19 protein-coding genes are annotated in these 17,757 nt (G+C 67.7%); 9 read left to right on the forward strand and 10 right to left on the reverse strand.

Going from position 1 to position 17,757, the window contains the following annotated elements; translation table 11 throughout:
- Positions 1–182 precede the first annotated feature (182 nt).
- From ASC67_RS16560 to ASC67_RS16570, 3 genes are all read right to left on the reverse strand, one after another.
- Entirely contained in the window at positions 183–1,085 is a 903-nt protein-coding gene (locus ASC67_RS16560) for an NAD(P)-dependent methylenetetrahydromethanopterin dehydrogenase (protein WP_056324264.1), read from the reverse strand.
- A 50-nt stretch (positions 1,086–1,135) separates the two neighbouring features.
- The gene (locus ASC67_RS16565; protein WP_056323851.1) at positions 1,136–2,161 is read right to left on the reverse strand and encodes a beta-ribofuranosylaminobenzene 5'-phosphate synthase family protein; all 1,026 of its coding nucleotides are present in this window, start codon (positions 2,159–2,161) and stop codon (positions 1,136–1,138) included.
- 242 nt (positions 2,162–2,403) lie between these two features.
- On the reverse strand, positions 2,404–4,758 hold the full coding sequence (locus tag ASC67_RS16570; protein WP_235566365.1) for a TonB-dependent receptor: 2,355 nt from the start codon (positions 4,756–4,758) through the stop codon (positions 2,404–2,406).
- Positions 4,759–5,324: 566 nt separating this feature from the next.
- Between ASC67_RS16570 and ASC67_RS16575 the strand changes: the two genes are divergently transcribed.
- The 9 genes from ASC67_RS16575 to ASC67_RS16600 all read left to right on the forward strand — a co-directional run bounded on the left by ASC67_RS16575 (position 5,325) and on the right by ASC67_RS16600 (position 11,914).
- On the forward strand, positions 5,325–6,869 hold the full coding sequence (locus tag ASC67_RS16575; protein ID WP_162245639.1) for a histidine kinase: 1,545 nt from the start codon (positions 5,325–5,327) through the stop codon (positions 6,867–6,869).
- A complete protein-coding gene (locus tag ASC67_RS16580; protein WP_082536076.1) occupies positions 6,866–7,528 on the forward strand; it encodes a response regulator transcription factor in 663 nt (220 codons plus the stop codon). The genes ASC67_RS16575 and ASC67_RS16580 overlap by 4 nt, the downstream gene beginning before the upstream one ends.
- 376 nt (positions 7,529–7,904) lie before the next feature.
- The gene (locus tag ASC67_RS16585) at positions 7,905–8,273 is read left to right on the forward strand and encodes a hypothetical protein (RefSeq protein WP_056323861.1); all 369 of its coding nucleotides are present in this window, start codon (positions 7,905–7,907) and stop codon (positions 8,271–8,273) included.
- Between the two features lie 2 nt (positions 8,274–8,275).
- Positions 8,276–8,854, forward strand: a complete 579-nt coding sequence (locus tag ASC67_RS16590; protein ID WP_156466805.1) for a hypothetical protein — start codon at positions 8,276–8,278, stop codon at positions 8,852–8,854.
- A gap of 89 nt (positions 8,855–8,943) precedes the next feature.
- The gene (locus ASC67_RS16595) at positions 8,944–9,174 is read left to right on the forward strand and encodes an addiction module protein (protein WP_056323866.1); all 231 of its coding nucleotides are present in this window, start codon (positions 8,944–8,946) and stop codon (positions 9,172–9,174) included.
- A 118-nt stretch (positions 9,175–9,292) separates the two neighbouring features.
- The gene (locus ASC67_RS20360) at positions 9,293–9,862 is read left to right on the forward strand and encodes a hypothetical protein (protein WP_082536077.1); all 570 of its coding nucleotides are present in this window, start codon (positions 9,293–9,295) and stop codon (positions 9,860–9,862) included.
- Between the two features lie 114 nt (positions 9,863–9,976).
- Positions 9,977–10,507, forward strand: coding sequence for a hypothetical protein (locus tag ASC67_RS20685; RefSeq protein ID WP_156466806.1), 531 nt, complete (start codon positions 9,977–9,979; stop codon positions 10,505–10,507).
- 75 nt (positions 10,508–10,582) lie between these two features.
- Positions 10,583–11,305: an endonuclease/exonuclease/phosphatase family protein gene (locus ASC67_RS20365; RefSeq protein ID WP_082536078.1), complete on the forward strand. Its 723-nt coding sequence runs from the start codon at positions 10,583–10,585 to the stop codon at positions 11,303–11,305.
- Between the two features lie 81 nt (positions 11,306–11,386).
- Positions 11,387–11,914: a hypothetical protein gene (locus ASC67_RS16600; protein WP_056323869.1), complete on the forward strand. Its 528-nt coding sequence runs from the start codon at positions 11,387–11,389 to the stop codon at positions 11,912–11,914.
- A gap of 178 nt (positions 11,915–12,092) precedes the next feature.
- Here the strand turns inward: ASC67_RS16600 and ASC67_RS16605 are convergent, their stop codons facing one another.
- The 7 genes from ASC67_RS16605 to pqqE all read right to left on the reverse strand — a co-directional run bounded on the left by ASC67_RS16605 (position 12,093) and on the right by pqqE (position 17,748).
- Positions 12,093–12,836 carry a hypothetical protein gene (locus ASC67_RS16605; RefSeq protein ID WP_056324272.1) on the reverse strand — a complete coding sequence of 248 codons (744 nt, stop codon included), beginning with the start codon at positions 12,834–12,836 and terminating at the stop codon, positions 12,093–12,095.
- 17 nt (positions 12,837–12,853) lie between these two features.
- Positions 12,854–13,348 (reverse strand): hypothetical protein, encoded by a 495-nt coding sequence (locus ASC67_RS16610; RefSeq protein ID WP_056323872.1) that lies wholly within the window; start codon positions 13,346–13,348, stop codon positions 12,854–12,856.
- Positions 13,349–13,361: 13 nt separating this feature from the next.
- Positions 13,362–13,967, reverse strand: coding sequence for a hypothetical protein (locus ASC67_RS16615; RefSeq protein WP_056323875.1), 606 nt, complete (start codon positions 13,965–13,967; stop codon positions 13,362–13,364).
- The gene (locus ASC67_RS16620; RefSeq protein WP_056323881.1) at positions 13,964–14,698 is read right to left on the reverse strand and encodes a hypothetical protein; all 735 of its coding nucleotides are present in this window, start codon (positions 14,696–14,698) and stop codon (positions 13,964–13,966) included. Before ASC67_RS16620 ends, ASC67_RS16615 begins: the two co-directional genes overlap by 4 nt.
- Before the next feature lie 206 nt (positions 14,699–14,904).
- Positions 14,905–15,726: an ABC transporter permease gene (locus ASC67_RS16625; protein WP_082536079.1), complete on the reverse strand. Its 822-nt coding sequence runs from the start codon at positions 15,724–15,726 to the stop codon at positions 14,905–14,907.
- A complete protein-coding gene (locus ASC67_RS16630) occupies positions 15,723–16,472 on the reverse strand; it encodes an ABC transporter ATP-binding protein (RefSeq protein WP_056323884.1) in 750 nt (249 codons plus the stop codon). Before ASC67_RS16630 ends, ASC67_RS16625 begins: the two co-directional genes overlap by 4 nt.
- A gap of 40 nt (positions 16,473–16,512) precedes the next feature.
- Positions 16,513–17,748 (reverse strand): pyrroloquinoline quinone biosynthesis protein PqqE, encoded by a 1,236-nt coding sequence (gene pqqE, locus ASC67_RS16635; protein WP_056323890.1) that lies wholly within the window; start codon positions 17,746–17,748, stop codon positions 16,513–16,515.
- Positions 17,749–17,757: the final 9 nt, after the last annotated feature.

Consider the following 17,757-nt stretch of genomic DNA (forward strand, 5'->3'; position numbering starts at 1 on the left):
CTCGAGGGGGAGGCGCCGCAGGCGCTTCGGGGGTGAACAAAGGGGGTCATCACGTCAGCTTCCAGAACGCTGAGCGTCGGCCCGACCGCAGCCCCCGTCAGTAGACGCCGTGGATCCGGCTCTGCCGGTCCACCAGCGTCGCCCCCTCGAGGGGGAGGCGCCGCAGGCGCATCGGGGGTGGGTCATACCTCGGCCAGTACTTCGCGCGCCACCGCCAGCGCCTCGGGGAAGCTCAGGTAGACCGGCTTCTCCGCGGCGCGCATGCGCACCAGCAGGCGGTGCTGCACCTGGTACTTCACGTTGCCGACCGCCAGCGCGCCGATGCCCACCGCGCGGCTGCCGGGCAGCAGCTTGCCGCTGTCCATCACGCCGACGCCGGCGATGCCTTCCGGCGGCACCGCGTTCACGTCGGCGGCCACCAGCAGCCGCGTGGCCACCGCGCGGTCGGCCTCGGTGATCACCTGCACGCCGGCCGCCGCGGTGCCCAGCACCACGTCGGCGTCGGCGATCGACGCGCGGATGGCGTCGACGCCCTTGCCCGACACGCCGCTCATCGCGCTGCCGAAGCGCACATTGGTCTCGTCGGCGGCGCGCTGCGCGGCCTCCACGCCGCCGCGGCTGGACAGCCGCACGTCGGCGCCGAGCTGCTGCGCCAGCACGCCGGCGATGCGGCCCACGGTGCCGCCGCCGCCGAGGATGACCACGCGCTTGCCGGCCAGGTCGGTGCCGTGCACCTTGCGCAGCTGTCCTTCGACACAGGCCACCAGCGCCGCGGCGGTGGTGTAGGAGCCGCTCGGGTCGGCCATCACCGACACGACGAAGGGCTTGACCATCGCCTTGCGCGCGGCGTCCAGCATGTCGGCGGCCAGCAGCACGTCGCGCCCGCCGATGAAGATGCCGGTGCGCACCACGCCCTTGGGGCCGCGCGAGAAGATCGCGTCCTGCGTCAGGCCGGTCACGCCGTCGAGCGTGACCTCGCTGTAGGTCGGCAGCAGCTGGTAGCCGGCGTCGGCGGCCATGTTGATGTCGAACGGGCTCATCTGCTTGCCCGGCGTGATCATGTGGAGGATGTAGGGGCGTTCCATCGCGGTCGCTTTCAGGTCGTCGTCGTCGGGGTCGGGGAGAACGTCGGTATTCACAGGCTGGGTCGAACTTCGATCGAGGCGCCGTGCGCGCGGGCGCTCACGGTGCGCAGCTGCAGCGCCGCGTCCACCATGCCGGCCGCGCGCGCGGCGGCCACCACGGCTTCGGCGTCGGCCTCGGACGGCAGGATCGCGAAGCCGGTCGGGCCCCACGAGCTCTGGCCGGTGGCGGCCACGCGCTGCCGGGCGATCCATTCGCACAGCCGCGCCACCGCCGGGCTGGCGTAGAGCTGGCCGCCCTGGGCCGGCGCGAAATGCGCGCCCACCTGGCGCTGCACGGCGCTCACGCCTTCGGCGAACAGCGCGAAATCGCCGCTCGCGGCGCCGGGCAGCACGCGCATCAGCACCTCGTGGCAGACCGCCGCAGCGCTGGCCTGCGTGAAGGCCGGCAGCGTGGCGATCGCGGACTTCTCGTCGGCGCCGCTCAGGCCGTGGCGCGACGGGTCGAGCACCAGCAGCACGCGCCACGCGGACGGCAGTTCCATGCGCGCCAGCAACGGGGCCGGCACGCCGTCGTCGGCGGTGCCGCCGTCGAGCAGCAGCCCGCCCTGGTCGAAACCGGCGATGCCCACGCCCGAGCGCAGTCCGCGGCCCAGCAGGCGCGCGATCTCCGTCGTGGCCAGCGTCAGGCCGTGCAGGCTGGCGAAGGCGCGGCCCACCGCCAGCGCGAGCTGGGTGCCCGAGCCGAAGCCGGCATGGGGCGGCGGCAGCTGCAGCAGTTGCAGGTGGAGCGGGGTGTCGGCCAGGCCGAAGGCGCGCTGCAGCGTCGCCACATGCGAGCGCGCGCGCGCCAGCGCCTCCTGCGCGGCCGGGCCGTCCTGCGCCTCGCCATGGTCGCGCGTGTCGCGGCGCAGCGCCACCACGGTGTCGAAGTCATCGATCACGAGCCCGAGGCTGCCGAAGCGCCGCCCCAGCGTCGCCGACGGATCGAGGAAGCCCAGGTGCAGCCGGCCGGGCGCACGCACGACCACCGCGCTGTCGGTGGCGGGCCGCAAGGTCGAACGGGCGGTCATGAGCATCGGGTCGGGGAAGGCAGGTGCGGCGTGAGCCAGGGTTCAGAGCAATCGCTGTTCCCGGCCCGCCGCGGTGGCTGGCGGCGTGGCCGGCAGGGCACGGGCCGTTCGCAGTGTGGCGTGATGTGCCAAAGCGCGGACAGTGTGTCACGCCCCGGCGCCGGCGGCGAGAGCGCGCGCCAATGAAAAACCCCCGGCGGTGGCGAGCACCGGCGGGGGCGGGATCGGGCGCGGTCTGCGCTGCGCGATCAGTAGCGGTAGCGCAGTCCCACGAAGAAGGCGCGCGGCGCGCCCGGGGCCACGAACAGCGCGTCGGCTTCCTCGCCGGTGTAGGTGCCGTTGGCGTCGAACATGGTCTCGGCCAGCGCGCCGAAGGTCTCGTGGCGGCGGTCGAAGACGTTGTTGACGTTGGCGTACAGCTCCCACTGCGCGCTCGGCTTCCAGCTCGCGCGCAGGTTCACGATCGCGTAGCCGGGCAGGCGCACGCGCTTGTACTCGGGGTCCTCGCCGACCTCCGGGTCTTCCAGCAGGCCGTCCTCGTTGCCCGACACGCCGCGGCTCGTCACCGCCTGCAGATCGCTGCCGACCGTGAAGCCGCCGCCCACGCGCCAGTCCACCGCCATCTTCAGCGTGTGGCGCGGCAGCCCGGCGATGCGGGTGCCCGGCGTGATGGTCACGTTGCGCTCGCCCTGGCGCAGCACGCCGTTGGCCTCGTAGGTGGCCTTCAGGAAGCTGTAGCCGATGCCGTAGTCGAACGCGCCGCTCGACACCGCGAACTCGGTGTCCACGCCCTGGTTGCGCGTCTTCGGGAAGTTGGCGAAATAGCCGAGCTGTCCGGTCACGCTGGTGCTGCGGAACAGGATGTCGTCCTTGTTGTCGGTGTGGTACGCGGCCAGGTTGAAGCGCATGCCGGGCGCGATGGGCCAGCGCAGACCGGCCTCGACGGTGGTCGACTTCACCTGCTTCAGGTAGGGGTCGGCCTGCAGCCCGGCCGGCAGGCGGCAGGGCTCGTCGGGGTCGGCGCAGCCGAGCTCGATGACGGTGGGCACGCGCGTGTTGCGCGCCACGTTGGCGAACAGCGTGGGCGTGGTGGCGGCCTCGCCGATGCGGTGCGCGATGCCGAGCGCCGGGTTCACGCTGTTGTAGGTGAAGCGCTCGTTGGGCTTGTCCTCGATGACGCCGGTGTCGTCGTCACGCGTGGTGAGCTGGTTGCTGACGGCCGAATGGTTGTAGCGCGCGGTGCCCGTCACGTGGGTGCGCGGCGCGACCTGCCAGGTGTCGGTGGCGTACACGCCGTAGTGGGTGGACTTGCCGTCCACGTGGGCCGACAGCTCGCGGTCCTCGCCCGGCGCCGGGATCACGCCGCGGGCGTCGGTGAAGAAGCCTTCCTGCTCGTACTGGCTGTAGTTGACGCGGGAACGGTCCACGCTGGCGCCCACCTGCCACTGGTGCGGACCGCTGACGCGCGAATAGCTCAGTGCCGCGCCGTAGCCGGTCTGCGTGGTCGCGGTGCTGTTGAACGCGGCGGTCGGATCGCCCGGATCCTCCGGCTCTTCCTCGGCCTCGTCGCCGTTGATCGTGCTGCGCGAGCTCTTGCGCACATAGAGCAGTGCCGACAGCGAGCTGTTGGCGTCGATGGTGTGCTGGCCGTTGAAGCTGAGCTGGCCGAGCTTGTTGCGCGTCTGGTCGGGGTAGGTGTAGACGGCCTCGCGGCGCGTGAAGTACAGGTCCTTGGTCAGCGCGCCGTCGTCGATGGTGTAGGCCGGCAGCAGGCCGTTGCCCACCAGGTTGCTGTGACCGTACAGCGCCCCGATGCTCCAGCTGGTGGTGCCGTCGTCGTGCCCCAGCTTGCCGAAGAACTGGCCGAGCTTGCCGTCGGAGGCATCGCGCCAGCCGTCCTCGTCGAAGCCGGTGACGGCCACGTACTGGTGCCAGCCGGCGTCGTCGCTGCGGCCGTAGCTCAGGTCCGCGCGCTTGCGGCCGAAGCTGCCGGCCGACAGGTCGGCGCGGAAGCCCGGCGCCGTGCGGCCGTCGTGCGTGGTGTAGGCCAGCGCACCGCCCAGCGAGTTGAGGCCGAAGGCCGGGTTCGCACCCGGCACGAGCGACAGCGTGTTGATCGCGAATTCGGGGATCAGGTCGAAGTTGACGACGTCGCCGAAGGGCTCGTTGATGCGCACGCCGTCGAGGTAGACCGACAGGCCCTGGCCGGCGCCGAGCAGCGGCGAGGCGCGGAAGCCGCGGTAGGTGAGGTCGCCCTGGAAGGGGCTGCCCTGGATCTCGTTCACCTGCACGCCGACCACGCGGCGGTTCAGGTAGTCGGTCTGGTTCACGGTCTGCGAGCCGTCGATGGCGTCGCGCTTGATGACCTGGGTGGAGTAGGGAAGGATGTTGCGGTCGATGCCCTGGCCGGGCAGCGGCGAGACGCCGATGATCTCCACGCGATCGAGCTGCGCGGCGGCGGCCTGGGCTGTGGCGGTGGTGGGCACTGCGATCAGCGGCAGGCCCAGCCACCCGAGGGCGGCCAGTGCGCGCGCGATCGGCGACGGTGTAGAACGGGCCGGCAGTGCAGACCGCGCAGGCCGGGTTTCGAGAATGCGAGTCACCGTCAAGTCTCCTGATCTAGTTATGGGTGTCACAACGACCGGCGATTGTGTGTGCGGTGCACCGCGGGTCGGGTCGGGAGAAATTCCCGAGTTGAACGCCTGAGCATTGGGGGAAGAACCGATTGCTCGCAGGCCCGGCTCGGCCCGTGCCGCTAAAAAATACCCCGCCCGATGCAGGCATCGGGCGGGGTGCAGGGGCCAGCCCATCAGGCGCGGCAACGCCAGGCTCGCCCAGAGGGACACGGGGGAAAACGGAGTCAGCGACGGGGCCGGAGAACGGCCCGTGGGGTGCGGCAGCGAAGCGCTGCCAGCGACGCCGGTCCGGCGCTCGCCAGGGCCGCGAGGCGACCGAAGGCCGCCGATGCGGCAGGGCCCGGCGCGGCGTTCCGAACCGCGAAAGTACCGCGCGCTCGTGCACACTGCGTCGGCATATCAGCGGACGGCATCGCGCGCATCACGGGCCGGCCGCTCGGCACGCCGCTCGCTGGGCGTAGGGCCTCCATCCGGGCCTGCATCGTCGCTCTCTCCTTGCTGCTTCGTTGGTGATGACTCGTCCTGATTCTGTGGTGCTTCCTCCCGCCGGTACGCCGGGAGTTCTTCCCGACGTACCGGCCGCGCCGGCGCCGCTGGAGCTGCCGCGCCTGGTGATGCGCGGCGCGCTGGTGGTGGTGCTGGGGGCGCTGCTGCTCGCGCTGCTGGTGGGGCTGTGGCGGGCCCGCGAGGACATGCGCGACGAGCTCTCGGGCGCGCTGGCCCAGGCCGAGATGAGCGCCCTGCTGATCGCCGCCAGCACGATCGACGACGACGAACTGGTGGCCGCCGTGCGCGCGCTGCGCGACGCCGGCGGTTCGCGCCACCTCGACGTGCGGCTGCTCGACGGCGCCGGCCAGGTGCGGCTGGAGCCCAAGCCCGAGCCGCCGGCTTCGGCCGTGCTGGGCCTGCTGGTGCAGCTGAACCGCGTGCTGTTCGCGCCGCCGCGGCCGCAGACCGTGGCGGCGGCGCTGCCGCGGCCGGACGGGCCGGCCTGGCAGGTGCAGTGGATCGCCTCGCACGACAGCGAACAGCGCGAGTCGCTGGTGCAGCTGGTGGAGATGATGAGCCTGCTGGCCGGCTGCGGCCTGCTGATGCTGGGGGTGATGCACTGGCGCGTGCGGCGTTCGTTCCGCGCGCTCGCGCCGCTGCTGTCGGCCATCGAACAGGTGGAGCGGCAGGACCTGAGCGAAGTGCGCGCGCTGCCGGCCATGCCGATCCGCGAGCTGGACGTGATAGCCCACGCGCTGCGCCACCTGGCCGGTGCGCTGGAGGAGGCCGAGGCCCGCCGCCGCCTGCTGGGCGCGCAGGTGCTGACGCTGCAGGAAGACGAGCGCAACCACCTGGCCCGCGAGCTGCACGACGAACTGGGCCAGCACCTGACCGCGCTGCGCGTGGACGCGAGCTGGCTGCAACGCCGGCTGAGCGGCGAACCCGAACTCGCGGCGGTGGTGGCCGGCATGAGCGAGCACTGCTCGCGCATCCAGAGCGAGGTGCGGGCGCTGCTGACGCGACTGCGACCGCTGGGCACCGCGGAGAACGCGCAAGCCGACGGCGGCGAGAGCGTGGAACGCCTGCGCGTGCTGCTGGAGACGCTGGTGCAGGCCTGGGTGCAGTCGCCGGGCCGCAGCACGCGCTACACGCTGGCCTTCGACAGCGTGGGGCTCGACGACGGCGACCGCCTGCCGCGCGAACTGGTGCTCACCGTGTACCGCATCAGCCAGGAGGCGCTGACCAACGTGGCCCGGCACGCCCGGGCGAGCGAGGCGCGGCTGAGCGTGCGCATCGAACGCGCGCCCGGCGCCGCCACGGCCCTGCTGGACTGGGCGGTGGAAGACGACGGCTGCGGGCTCGACGACGCCGGCGCCTGGCAGCGCGGCAACGGCCTGGCCGGCGTGAAGGACCGCGTGTGGTCGGCCGGCGGCGACCTGGAATGGCAGCCCGCGTCCGTGGCGGCGGCGGGCGCCGGCGGCCCCGGCTTGAAGCTGCATGCACGGCTGCCCTTTGCCGTGATCGACGGCAGCAACGTCAACAACATCAGCACCCAGACAAGCGCTGAACAGCAGGAGAGAACGTCGTGACCGTGAGCCAAATGCCCGGGCCCTTGCGTGTGGCGCTGGCCGACGACCATGCGGTCGTGCGCGCCGGCTACCGCCGCCTGCTGGAACTGGAGGCCGATATCGCCGTGGTGGCGGAGTACGGCGACGCCGAGTCGGCCTACAGCGCGCTGGCCGGCAACGGCGGCGACGACATCGACCTGCTGGTGCTGGACCTCTCCATGCCCGGCCGCAGCGGGCTGGAGCTGCTGCGCCGCCTGGCGCAGCGGCGGCCCGAGTTGTCCGTGCTGGTGTTCACCATGCACGACAGCGCGGCCATGCTCGACCAGTGCCTGCGCGCCGGCGCGGCGGGCTTCGTGACCAAGAGCAGCGCCCCCGAGGTGCTGGTGACGGCGGTGCGCCAGGCGGCGCGCGGCGAGATCGCACTGTCACCCGACGTGGCCGCGCTCGCGGCGCGCGCCGAGGGCGGCCCGCCGCACACCCGGCTGTCGAGCCGCGAGTTCGACATCCTGCAGCAACTGCTGGCCGGCCGCGGCGTGGAAGAGATTGCGCAGACCCTGCGCCTCAGCACCAAGACCGTGGCCAACTACCAGACGCGCATTCGGCAGGCGCTGGGGGTGGGGAGTGCGGTGGAGTTGCTGAATTACGCGCGGGAGCATGGGTTGGGGGGGCCGGGGGTGTAGGGCCGCGGCGCGCCTTTTTTGGCGAGGCCTGTGCAAGGCCGTCATCGACATCGAAGTGGGAGAAGGGCCTTGTCGGGTTCGCCTATCAACTGGCCCAGCGCCGGGTTTCATTAGGCCGTCTCACGCACCTCCGCTCCACAACAAATTGGGCGTCCTTTTCCCATGGCGAGTGGTGGAGGGATTGCGTTAGATCCGCGCAGATAACGTCCATGGCATCTAAATCTAGTTACGCGTCAACTCACCCTCAGCCGGCACTCCTCAGCAGGAATCAAAGCCTGCCGGCGGCCTACACTCACCATCAGCGTCACGTGATTGCAGCCGGTTCCGCCCACCTCTTTCGACACTCAAGTACCCACCACTGCTCTAGCAATACCTCATGAACGTGACCACAGTGATAACGGTACATGGCACAAGGAAGTCAGAGCGCGCTGGCGGTCTGGATGACGGCGAGGTTAGTCAGTTCACCATTGGGCCTGGCCAATACGACGCCAATGTAACCAGTCCCAGCGATCTCATCGCTCAGATTGATCGCAGCGCCTACTTGCGCGGAGAGTGGATAGCATCCCTCCGAATCGACCACGTGGACGTTGTCGAACACATCATCGCGGAGTCCCTGAAGGAATTGCACGGTGACGTGGATGCGGTCATACAAGCCCTTTCGGAAATGGGCATGTTCTCCAACGCGGACGCCACTGATCTTCGACCGATCGTGATGATGGTCGAGAACGCACGACGCGCGGAGTAGCCATGGAGAACAACAGCGGCAAGCAGCTGTACACGAGCTACGAGGAGACAGAACGGGCAGCGAAGGCTATGCGAACTCGACACAATGAGAACTTCCAACCAGTCAAGGTCGATGGAGGGTGGGTAGTTGGAGGCACTCATGTAAAGAGTAAAACGCCCTACAAGCGAGTGAAGGCGCTTGCCGACGTGCGAGCGCTCTTCGACGACATTGCTGAGTCCGTGTGCGAAGCCGATGTGGTCGCGTACTCGAATCAGATCGATGCGGAGTCGGCTGCGTCGAAGGTCAGCGAAGTCAATGGCGACGGTGAAAATTGGCAGCTGGTGTCGCTCGAAGTCATGTCTGGCCGACAGCTGCAAATGAACAACGACACGTCGTATCTCGTTCTCACTGTCGAAAGCGACAAGCAAACGCTGCGAATCCAGATGGGAGGAGCCTTTTCAAGGCACATCCCCTTGATCTCAGCTCAGGCTGAGTCTCTGCGCGGACGCAGTATCGTCTGGCATACATGGAACCCCGCACGCCAGCCTTCGAAGTGGGAGCGCAGCAAGTGGTTCTACATGATCGAGCCGGTTGATGCCTAATTAAGTCAGACGTTGGAAGGTCCACTGCCTCTCACGTACGCGCCAAGTAGGTGGCTGAGTATCATCAGTCCGTCGCTAGGAGCCTCACCATGCCGGATGTCGTCGCTGACCTCGCTGAACAAGCCCGCAGCCTTCCTGCCGAGGAACGCTCGCGCCTCGTTGACCTTCTCATCGAGTCGCTTCACGACTCGCCTATGGCCGAGGTCGAGGCTGCGTGGGCCAAGGAGATCGAGCGCTGTGTGGCCGCCTACGAGCGCGGAGAGGTGCAGACCTACGCCGCCGAAGATGTCTTTGCGGAAGCGCGGCGTATCGCCCCGTGAAACTCGCTCGCTTCACGAGTGAAGCCCGGTCGGAATTGCTGGCGCAGACGGTCTACTACGAGACCATCCGCAAGGGGTTTGGCGTTAGACCCACTGCGCGGCTAAGGAAGGTCTCATCATGGGCATCCAACACAACGAGCGCGATCCACATTGGAACTACTTCCTCGCTCTCGAGGAAGATGTTGGTCGCCTATCTCGATGGATCGAATTCAGCGCGGTCAATGAATCCACTTACTCGATTGAACTCGCGCGTCTGCTGATGGCCGCCGCCGCCGAGGCTGATGTGGTTTCCAAGAGAATTTGCCGCCGACTTGATCCTGACAGCGGAGCAAAGAGCATCAATGCCTATCAGCGTGTCATTCTTTCGGCCTATCCACGATTGCCGGAAGTAAAAGTTCCAATGCCGAGGTTCGGCATGTTGTTCACACCATGGAAAGAGTGGGAAAAGCCAGAATCTCCGCCTTTTTGGTGGACGGCGAATAACAAGGTCAAGCACCATCGACAGGAACACTTCGCGGACGCAAACCTGAAGAATGTCCTCAACGCCACCGCCGGCTTGTTACTTCTTCTGGCCATCAGCTACGACCACGTTGTTAAGGTCATCAAGCCTGCACCAATGCTTTTTCTGCCTAAAGAGTACGCCTCAGTCAGTGGCAATGAGCTTCACATTGTTTGGAGCGGCGATTGAGACCTGATCTCTTCGAGAAAGGGCCTTCACCGATTGGCGGCACTCCATGTTGCAGTATTGTTCGATCCACGTGGCCGGCCGCTTCTTGATCGCTCAGACCAAACGCTGAACGTTATGAAAATCCGAGCCATCAGTAATTCGGATGAAGTTGACGAGCTAGTGACTGCCATCACTATATCGGCAGAGCGGGCGCTCGCCGATATCGACAAAAGTGTTTCAGTGAACCGCGGGCTTCAGGCACTTTGGTCCATGAAGTTCACGCCCGTCGGCTGTGACCCTCTAAATGCAGAGTTGCCTCTCAATCTCATCGAACAAATCAACCAGACGTTCACCTATTTGGCATCAGCGAAGGCCGTGAGGCAGCTTCTTGAGCTACATCCAACGCTGGCGCCGTTTACGGTGAATCTCGGCACATCGCCCGGGTCTGATATTGAGAGTTCTTGCGGTTTGTTGGCTGCCGAGGTTTTCGCTGCAGTGAATACATCGAACAACCGAAAGCTCGCTCGAGATCGGGCGAAGGTCAGCCAAACCAGCGCTCAGTTCAAGTACGTCTTTTTTATGTGCCCAGGCGTTGGGTCGGGCCGCCAGACCGAGTCAGAGCGGGAAGTGGGAGTCGAAGTCTGGTCAGTAGGCGGCGAGCTATGACGCCTGACCCTTCATTCCTGCGGTCCGTCTTCTGCGGCGGCTGCTGTCAAACGTAGAGCGCTGCAAATACAAGCTATGAAGATCGTCGCGTTGAACCTAAACCATAAAGCCAGTCTGCGCGCGATCAAGCCGCGTTTGGTCGAGGGCATTGAAAAGTTTCACCCAGACGTACTCACTCTCAATGAGTACGTTCACGGCGACACTAGAGCCGCGCTTCTGGATGCAATGGCGCATATCGGGCTAATCCATGTGCTTTTCTCGGAGCGTTTGAACGAAAATAATCAAGTTCTCATTGCCAGTCGGACCCCTTTGACTATTGGTGATCTTCTTGGTCCTGACACTGCCGACAAAGGTGGAGAGTCGAACTTTCTTCACGTCATGCTGCCGCACGTTGGCATGGAAATAGTGGGCGTACGTGCGCCCGCATATAAAACAAGCGGCGAACTTCGGATTTACTGGCAGGGACTCATCGAAATCGTTCGCTCATCGAAGCAACGAAGAATCTTGTTCGTTGGCGATCTGAACGCCGATCCTGATAGAGGGCGAAGCGTTGGCGCCTTAGCTTTGACAGGTTTGCGCTCAGACGGTTGGACCGTTCCATCCCCGTCCGGCCCCTGGAGTCACGTTTCAGGTAGCCGAATAGACCATGCCATCGCTGCTCCGAGCCTTTCAGTGGAGAGTGCTGAATACGTGACCGAGATCGGCAGCGTTTCTATTGCTTCGAAAAATAAGGAATCGGCAATATCTGACCATGCAGCCCTTGTGGTTCAAGTGCGCACCTCGGTCAATGCGCTCTAACCAATTGTTCCAGTGGCCACCTCCGGTGCCCGCTGAACTCAAACTACAAGAGCTTCCTCGTCGTTGGGCGTTGCCGTAAAAATGAGATTCACCCTCGTTCTGAAAGCACGCATCCCGGTTGGCGGCGGAGCCGCGGAGCAGATCCGCTCCAATACAGAGCTTCAGTCCCAACTTGCCGCCTTGCATACGGTCACGGGGAAGCGTTACTCGCAGAGCAACAACCTGATTATTGGCGACACAAAGTTCACTTCCATCCTGCCGCTGGCTTGGGTATGTTCGGTGGAGATCATCTTGGTGCGCGCTACACCTCATACGAATATCAGCGGACTCGCAGACATCGACAACACACTAAAGACCCTGTTTGACGCGCTTTGCGCGCCAGCCGGAGGCAGTTCACCAAAGGGCATTGGGTTTCAGCAAACTCGTTATGTCGTCGCGCTTGAAGACAAGCAGTTTTCAAGCGTCACCGCGTCGTCCGACCATCACTGGGGTGCCAAGAGCGACGACGATCTGACGATCATCCGTGTTGTGACTCAGGAGACACCGATTGACGACCTGGTTTCGCTCGGCGGACAGAGCTTCTCGACGATCCGGAAGAATGTCTTCTGATCTCGGGTCGACTCCTAGCCTTGAAAAAAGCTTCCCAGAGTCGAGCCGTTGATGACAGGTCGATTCGCAAGGTCGAAGTCGATCGAACGTGTCCGATGGGCAAACGCAGCGGCTTTCGCCCATCGAGCGCTTTCGTTCCACTCGATTCGGCGTACAGGTCTCGGCCTGTAAGCCTTCCTCAGCCCTCGTCCACCAACTCCATCACCAGCCGCCCCCCAAACACCAACCCACTCGAACCCACCAACTCCTCGCGCTCCAGCCGCACCAGGCCCACGCCGGGGCAGTACCACTCGCGCGCCACGATGGGCACGTCGCGCCAGCCGCCCACCGAGCTGGAGAAGATGCGCAACTGGCCGTTGCCTTCCACCTTGGTGCAGCCGGTGTAGCGGCGGCCGTCGGCTTCCACCGCGGCGTCGACCGCGGTGATGCTGAACAGCATGGGCACCGCCGGGTGGCGGTGGCGGGTCTCGCGCGGGAAATTGGTGTTCTCCAGCAGCAGGTAGGGTGCGGTGTCGGTCTGCCACTGCGTGCCCACGGTGTAGGGCGCCTTCAGCACGTAGCGGCGCGTGGCGTCGGGCTGCGGCTCGGCGTCGAGCTCGCTCTTGCTGGCCACGCGGTAGATGCCGGTGTCGTCGGCGCGCAGCCAGTAGTCGGCGCCGCCGTCGCTGTGGCGGTGCCAGGCCGGGCCGGGCTCGGCGGCCTGCTCCACGGTCAGCGTGTCCTTGGCCAGCGTGCGCAGCGTGATGGTCTCCTGCTCGCGCGTGTTGTCTTCCAGCTCGGTCACTGAGCGGTAGACCCAGGAGCGGCCGGGCTCCAGCGGGAACAGGTTGGCCGCGGCGGGCGGCTGGCCGCAGCCGGCCGTCAGCAGCAGCGCGGCTGCTGCGCACAGCAGGCCGGGCGCGAGAAGAGCGCGGCGCGTCATGCTCGTGCTCGTCATCATCATTTCTCCGGCAGCTGCGGCTTGGGCAGGTCGCGGATCTTCACGTTCTGCTCGTCGCGCCCGGGGCGCAGCCAGGCCAGACCCTTGCGGCCGGCCTTGGGTTCGGAGGTGCCGAGCTGGCTCACGCCTTGGCGGGCCTTCTTCATGCCCTCGTTGAGCAGCGCGTGCAGGTCCTTGGCATAGGGCAGCTTGTAGGCGCGCGGCTCGAGCGCGGGCTTGCCGTCTTCTATGCGGTTCACCCAGACATACAGCGCGCCGGGGTGCGAGTTGCTCGGTTCGTCGATCACGGCCGCCAGCAAGATGAAGCGCGGCGGCAGCGCCTCGTCGGCCGGCAGGCCCCACACCGCCTGCAGCACCGCGGAGCCGTGGAAGTAGAGCACCGTCACGCCCGCCACCAGCAGGCCCTTCAGCCAGGCGGGCCAGCGCGAGTACAGAAGTGCCAGCGCGGTCAGGGCCAGCAGCGCGGCGTAGGTGATGGCAATGGAGAGTGTCATGGCAGGGGCCGGATCAGATGGGCTGCACCAGGGTCTTGGGCAGGGTGTTGATGTTGTTCACGCTGCCGTCGGGCAGCATGGTGAAGCGCAATGCCGTGACCTCGTCGCCCTTGCGGGCCAGCTGCGCGGTGCCGTAGTACACGACCTCGGCGCGCGGGTTCACCTTCACCAGCGACACGGTGGCCTCCACCGGCTCGCCGTTCTTGGTTTCGTAGTACTGCAGGTTCACCGTGTACTCGCCCGGCGCAATGCCGCGCAGCGTGACCACTTCCTGGTTCAGCGGGTTCACGATCTGCTTGCCGTTGACCACGATGGTGTCGTTGGCCAGGCCGCGGTCGTCTCGGTCCAGGTGCATCAGCCCGGCCTCGCGGGCGCGGAACCACACCAGATCGCCGGCCGGGTCCTGCACCCAGGTGTCCAGGTCGTTCGGGTTGTTGTCGGGCCAGCTCACGGTGATGATGAACTCGGCCTTGGCCGGTATGTCACCGGCCTTCAGCGCCTTCGGGTTCATCGCCAGCAGCGCGATGATGAAGCAGAAGACGAAGGCGATGAGCATGTTGAACAACATGTCGTAGAACGGGTCGACCTCGACCTCGCGCTGACGACGCCTGCGGCTCATGCGCGCTTCTCGGCCGCCGCGGCGGCAGTGGCGGCCTCTTCACGCGCGGCGGCGCCTTGGGCCAGGCCGTGGCGCTGCGTGTCGGACACCAGCGCGTCTGCATAGCGGTCCAGGCGCGTGAGCTGCAGCCCCAGCAGGATGTTGCCCACCAGGCCCACCATGGTGGTCAGCAGCGCGATGCCCAGGCCCGAGGTCAGGCTCTTCAGCAGCGCCTGCGACTGGGCGGCGTCGAAGCTCTCGGTCTGGCCGATCTGGATCGCGAGGATGGAGAAGCCGATCACCTTGCCCAGCAGCCCGAGCTTGAGCTGGATGCCGTTGACCCACCACGCGGTGGCGTGCGGGCCGTGGGTCTGCTCCATCAGCACGTCGAGCGGTGCGTCGGCGTCGGTGGGGCGTTGCGCCAGCGCGGCCCAGTAGGCGGCGGCCCAGCCGTCGCCGTCGCGCCGGCCGCTGGTGATGGCGTGGTGCAGCGCGGCGCGCTGCTGCTGCAGCTCGCGGGCGCGCCGGCCGGCCCACAGCGACGCGGCGACGAAGATGATGATGATCACCAGCGTGAGGCCGGTCGGGTCGGAGCTCAGCAGCAGGCCCCACACGCCGCGCACGCCGAGCAGCCAGGTGCCGAAGCCCAGCAGCCCGATCAGCGCCAGCCACTCCAGCCAGATCGGCTCGGGCAGGCCGCTGGCGCGCAGTGTGCCGCCGGGCCGGCGGGCCGCGTCGGTGGCGGCCGTCATGCGGCTTGCGTCCTGCGCAGGGGGATCGGTGTCCGGATCGTCCGGGTGAGCTTGGACCGCATGGCTGCCTCCGTCGTGTCGGTGGGGTGTCCCGACCGCGGGCGGCAGGCCGGCCCGGCGGTCGCGGTGATTGTTAGCCAGGCCCTGCCGTTTGGTGCAGGGCAGTTTGCCCGACCGCGGGATGGCGCCTGTCGTTCGGCCCGGCCTCAGCCGCCGCGTTTGGCGAGCTGCCCGAAGCCGCGCTGCGGGTCGTAGCCCCAGCACGCCAGCGTGAAGAACACGCCCAGGCAGCCGAGCACCACCCAGGGCGCGATGCCCGGGTCCTGGCCGTAGAGCGCCAGGCGCATCCATTCCACGGCGTGCGTGAAAGGGTTGAGCCGGGCCACTAGGTAGATCCACTGCACGCCCGAGGCCTGCAGTTGCTGCAGCGGGTAGAGCGCGGTCGACAGGAAGTACATCGGGAAGATGACGAAGTTCATCGTGCCGGCAAAGTTCTCCAGCTGCCGGATGTGCACCGACAGCAGCAGGCCCAGCGCGCCCAGCATCAGCGCGGCGGCCAGCAGCGCGAGCAGCGCATGCAGGCCGCCGGCCCAGCCCGCCGGCAGGTCGGTGCCGATCAGCAGCGCCACCGCCACGAAGGCCAGCGCCTGCAGCGCCGACAGCAGCGCGGTGGCGCACAGCTTGCAGAACAGCAGCCAGGGCCGCGGCAGCGGCGCGGTGAGCAGCAGGCGCATCAGGCCCATCTCGCGGTCGTACACCATCGACAGCGAGGACTGCATGCCGTTGAACAGCAGCACCATGCCCACCAGGCCGGGCACGATGTACACGTCGTAGGGCTGCTGCAGCGAAGCGTCGGCCACATGGCGGAAGCCGGCCGCGAACACCGCCAGCCACAGCAGCGGCCGCACCAGCGCCGACAGCAGCCGGCCGGTCTGCTGCGAGAACTTCAACAGCTCGCGCATCACGATGGCGCGCAGCGCCTGCAGCGCATGCGCCGGTCCGCGGCGTCGCTCCTGGGGCTCGCTCACGCGGCCTCCCGCATCGCCGGTCCACTCGTTCCGCTGGTGCGGGCGATGAAGCCCTGCTCCAGCGTGGCGCCGCCCAGGGCCGCCGTCACGTCGGCCGGCGTGCCGTCGGCCAGCAGCCGGCCCTGGTGCAGCACCAGCACGCGGTCGGCCGGCTCGGCTTCCTCGACCCAGTGCGTGGCCCACAGCACGCAGACGCCGCGCGTGCGCACGTCCTCGCGCAGCGCGGCCAGCAGGTCGTGGCGGGATTTCGGGTCCAGGCCCACGGTGGCCTCGTCCATCAGCAGCACCTCGGGGCGGTGCAGGCCGGCGCGCACCAGCTCCACCTTGCGGCGGTTGCCGCCCGACAGCTCGCGCGCCTTGCGGTCCAGGTCGGCCGCGGCGATGCCGAGGCGTGCGCTGTCGGCGGCGATGCGCTCGCGGGCCAGCGCGCGCGGCAGGCCGTGCAGGTCGGCGTGGAACAGCAGGTTGCGGCGCACGCTCAGGTCGAGGTCGAGCGAGATCTGCTGGAACACCACGCCGATGTGGCGAAGCGCGGCCGGCGCGTCGTGGCGCAGCGAGTGGCCGGCCACCTCGACCTCGCCCTCGTCAGCGGCGAACAGACCGGTGAGCACCTGGAACAGCGTGGACTTGCCGGCGCCGTTGGGGCCCAGCAGCGCGGTGAACTCGCCGGGGCGCAGCGCGAGGCTCAGCGACTGCAGCGCCGCGCGCTCGCCGTAGCGCTTGGTGAGGCCGCTGACGCTCAGCATCGCGGGCCGATCTCGCGGCGGGCGAGGCCGGGGCGGCGCATCACCGCGTCTCGGCGGCGGCGGGCTCGGTGTCGTGCTGCGGGCCGTGCCCGTCGTCGGACAGCGTGCGCGAGTTCGCGTCGGTGCGGTACCAGAGGTCGCCGCTGCGCGCCGCGCCGGGCACGAAGCGCAGCGGCTGCGGCGTGGCGCTGAGCGCGCTGCCGGCCTGGGCCACCGCGGCATCGAGGGCGGCGTCGATCAGGTGGCGGTCGGGGCTCTTCGGGCACACCGGGTCGGTGGCCGCCGCGTCGCCGGTGACGAGGAAGGCCTGGCAGCGACAGCCACCGTGGTCGACCGGGTGCTGGTCGCAGCTCAGGCAGGTGTCGCTCATCCACGACGTGCCGCGGTAGCGGTTGAAGGCGTCGCTGTCGCGCCAGATGCTGGAGATGCTGTGCTCGGTGACCTTGGGGAAATCGAAGCCCGGCAGCATGCGCGCACTGTGGCAGGGCAGGGCCGTGCCGTCGGGCGCGATCACCATGAACACCGCGCCCCAGCCGGCCATGCAGGGCTTGGGCTTGGCGTCCACGTAGTCGGGCGACACCCACAGGATCTTCATGCGGCCGGCCAGCCGCTGGCGGTGGCTGTCGACGATGGCCTCGGCGGCGTGCAACTCGTCGGGCGTGGGCATCAGCGCGGCGCGGTTGAGCCAGGCCCAGCCGTAGTACTGGGTGTTCGCCAGCTCCAGGAAATCGGCGCCCATGGCTTCGGCCATGCCGATGATGCGGTCCACGTGCGGCAGGTTGTAGCGGTGCATCACGCAGTTCAGCACCATCGGGTAGCCGAGCGACTTGATGATGGCGGCGACCTTGTTCTTGTGGTCGAAGGTGCGGGTGGACGACAGGAAGTCGTTCAGCTCCTTGGTGGAGTCCTGGAAACTCAGCTGGATGTGGTCGAGCCCGGCGTCCTTCAGCGCGCGCGCGCGCTTCTCGGTCAGGCCGATGCCGGAGGTGATGAGGTTGGTGTAGTAGCCGAGCTGGCGGGCCTCGGCCACCAGCTCCTCCAGGTCGTCGCGCAGCAGCGGCTCGCCGCCCGAGAAGCCAAGCTGTACCGCGCCCATCTTGCGGGCCTCGCGGAACACGCGCTTCCAGTCCTCGGTGCCGATCTCGCTCAGGTGGTCGGCGTAGTCGGTCGGGTTGGAGCAGAACACGCAGTGCAGCGGGCACTTGTACGTGAGCTCCGCGAGCAGCCACATCGGCGCACCGGGCGCAGACCGGAGCTGGCCCGAGGGCACGCCCATGTCGTGCAC

Source organism: Methylibium sp. Root1272 (genome assembly GCF_001425905.1).
Classification (GTDB): domain Bacteria; phylum Pseudomonadota; class Gammaproteobacteria; order Burkholderiales; family Burkholderiaceae_C; genus Methylibium.

Bases quoted from the DNA above. Each gene is read 5' to 3' on its own strand.
- ASC67_RS16565 (WP_056323851.1), bottom strand. From the start codon at position 2,161: ATGCTCATGACCGCCCGTTCGACCTTGCGGCCCGCCACCGACAGCGCG.
- ASC67_RS16560 (WP_056324264.1), bottom strand. From the start codon at position 1,085: ATGGAACGCCCCTACATCCTCCACATGATCACGCCGGGCAAGCAGATG.
- ASC67_RS16585 (WP_056323861.1), top strand. From the start codon at position 7,905: ATGAACGTGACCACAGTGATAACGGTACATGGCACAAGGAAGTCAGAG.
- ASC67_RS16590 (WP_156466805.1), top strand. From the start codon at position 8,276: ATGGAGAACAACAGCGGCAAGCAGCTGTACACGAGCTACGAGGAGACA.
- ASC67_RS20685 (WP_156466806.1), top strand. From the start codon at position 9,977: ATGAAAATCCGAGCCATCAGTAATTCGGATGAAGTTGACGAGCTAGTG.
- ASC67_RS16610 (WP_056323872.1), bottom strand. From the start codon at position 13,348: ATGACACTCTCCATTGCCATCACCTACGCCGCGCTGCTGGCCCTGACC.
- ASC67_RS16595 (WP_056323866.1), top strand. From the start codon at position 8,944: ATGCCGGATGTCGTCGCTGACCTCGCTGAACAAGCCCGCAGCCTTCCT.
- ASC67_RS16605 (WP_056324272.1), bottom strand. From the start codon at position 12,836: ATGACGCGCCGCGCTCTTCTCGCGCCCGGCCTGCTGTGCGCAGCAGCC.
- ASC67_RS16615 (WP_056323875.1), bottom strand. From the start codon at position 13,967: ATGAGCCGCAGGCGTCGTCAGCGCGAGGTCGAGGTCGACCCGTTCTAC.
- ASC67_RS20365 (WP_082536078.1), top strand. From the start codon at position 10,583: ATGAAGATCGTCGCGTTGAACCTAAACCATAAAGCCAGTCTGCGCGCG.
- ASC67_RS16620 (WP_056323881.1), bottom strand. From the start codon at position 14,698: ATGACGGCCGCCACCGACGCGGCCCGCCGGCCCGGCGGCACACTGCGC.
- ASC67_RS16600 (WP_056323869.1), top strand. From the start codon at position 11,387: ATGAGATTCACCCTCGTTCTGAAAGCACGCATCCCGGTTGGCGGCGGA.
- pqqE (WP_056323890.1), bottom strand. From the start codon at position 17,748: ATGGGCGTGCCCTCGGGCCAGCTCCGGTCTGCGCCCGGTGCGCCGATG.
- ASC67_RS16630 (WP_056323884.1), bottom strand. From the start codon at position 16,472: ATGCTGAGCGTCAGCGGCCTCACCAAGCGCTACGGCGAGCGCGCGGCG.
- ASC67_RS20360 (WP_082536077.1), top strand. From the start codon at position 9,293: ATGGGCATCCAACACAACGAGCGCGATCCACATTGGAACTACTTCCTC.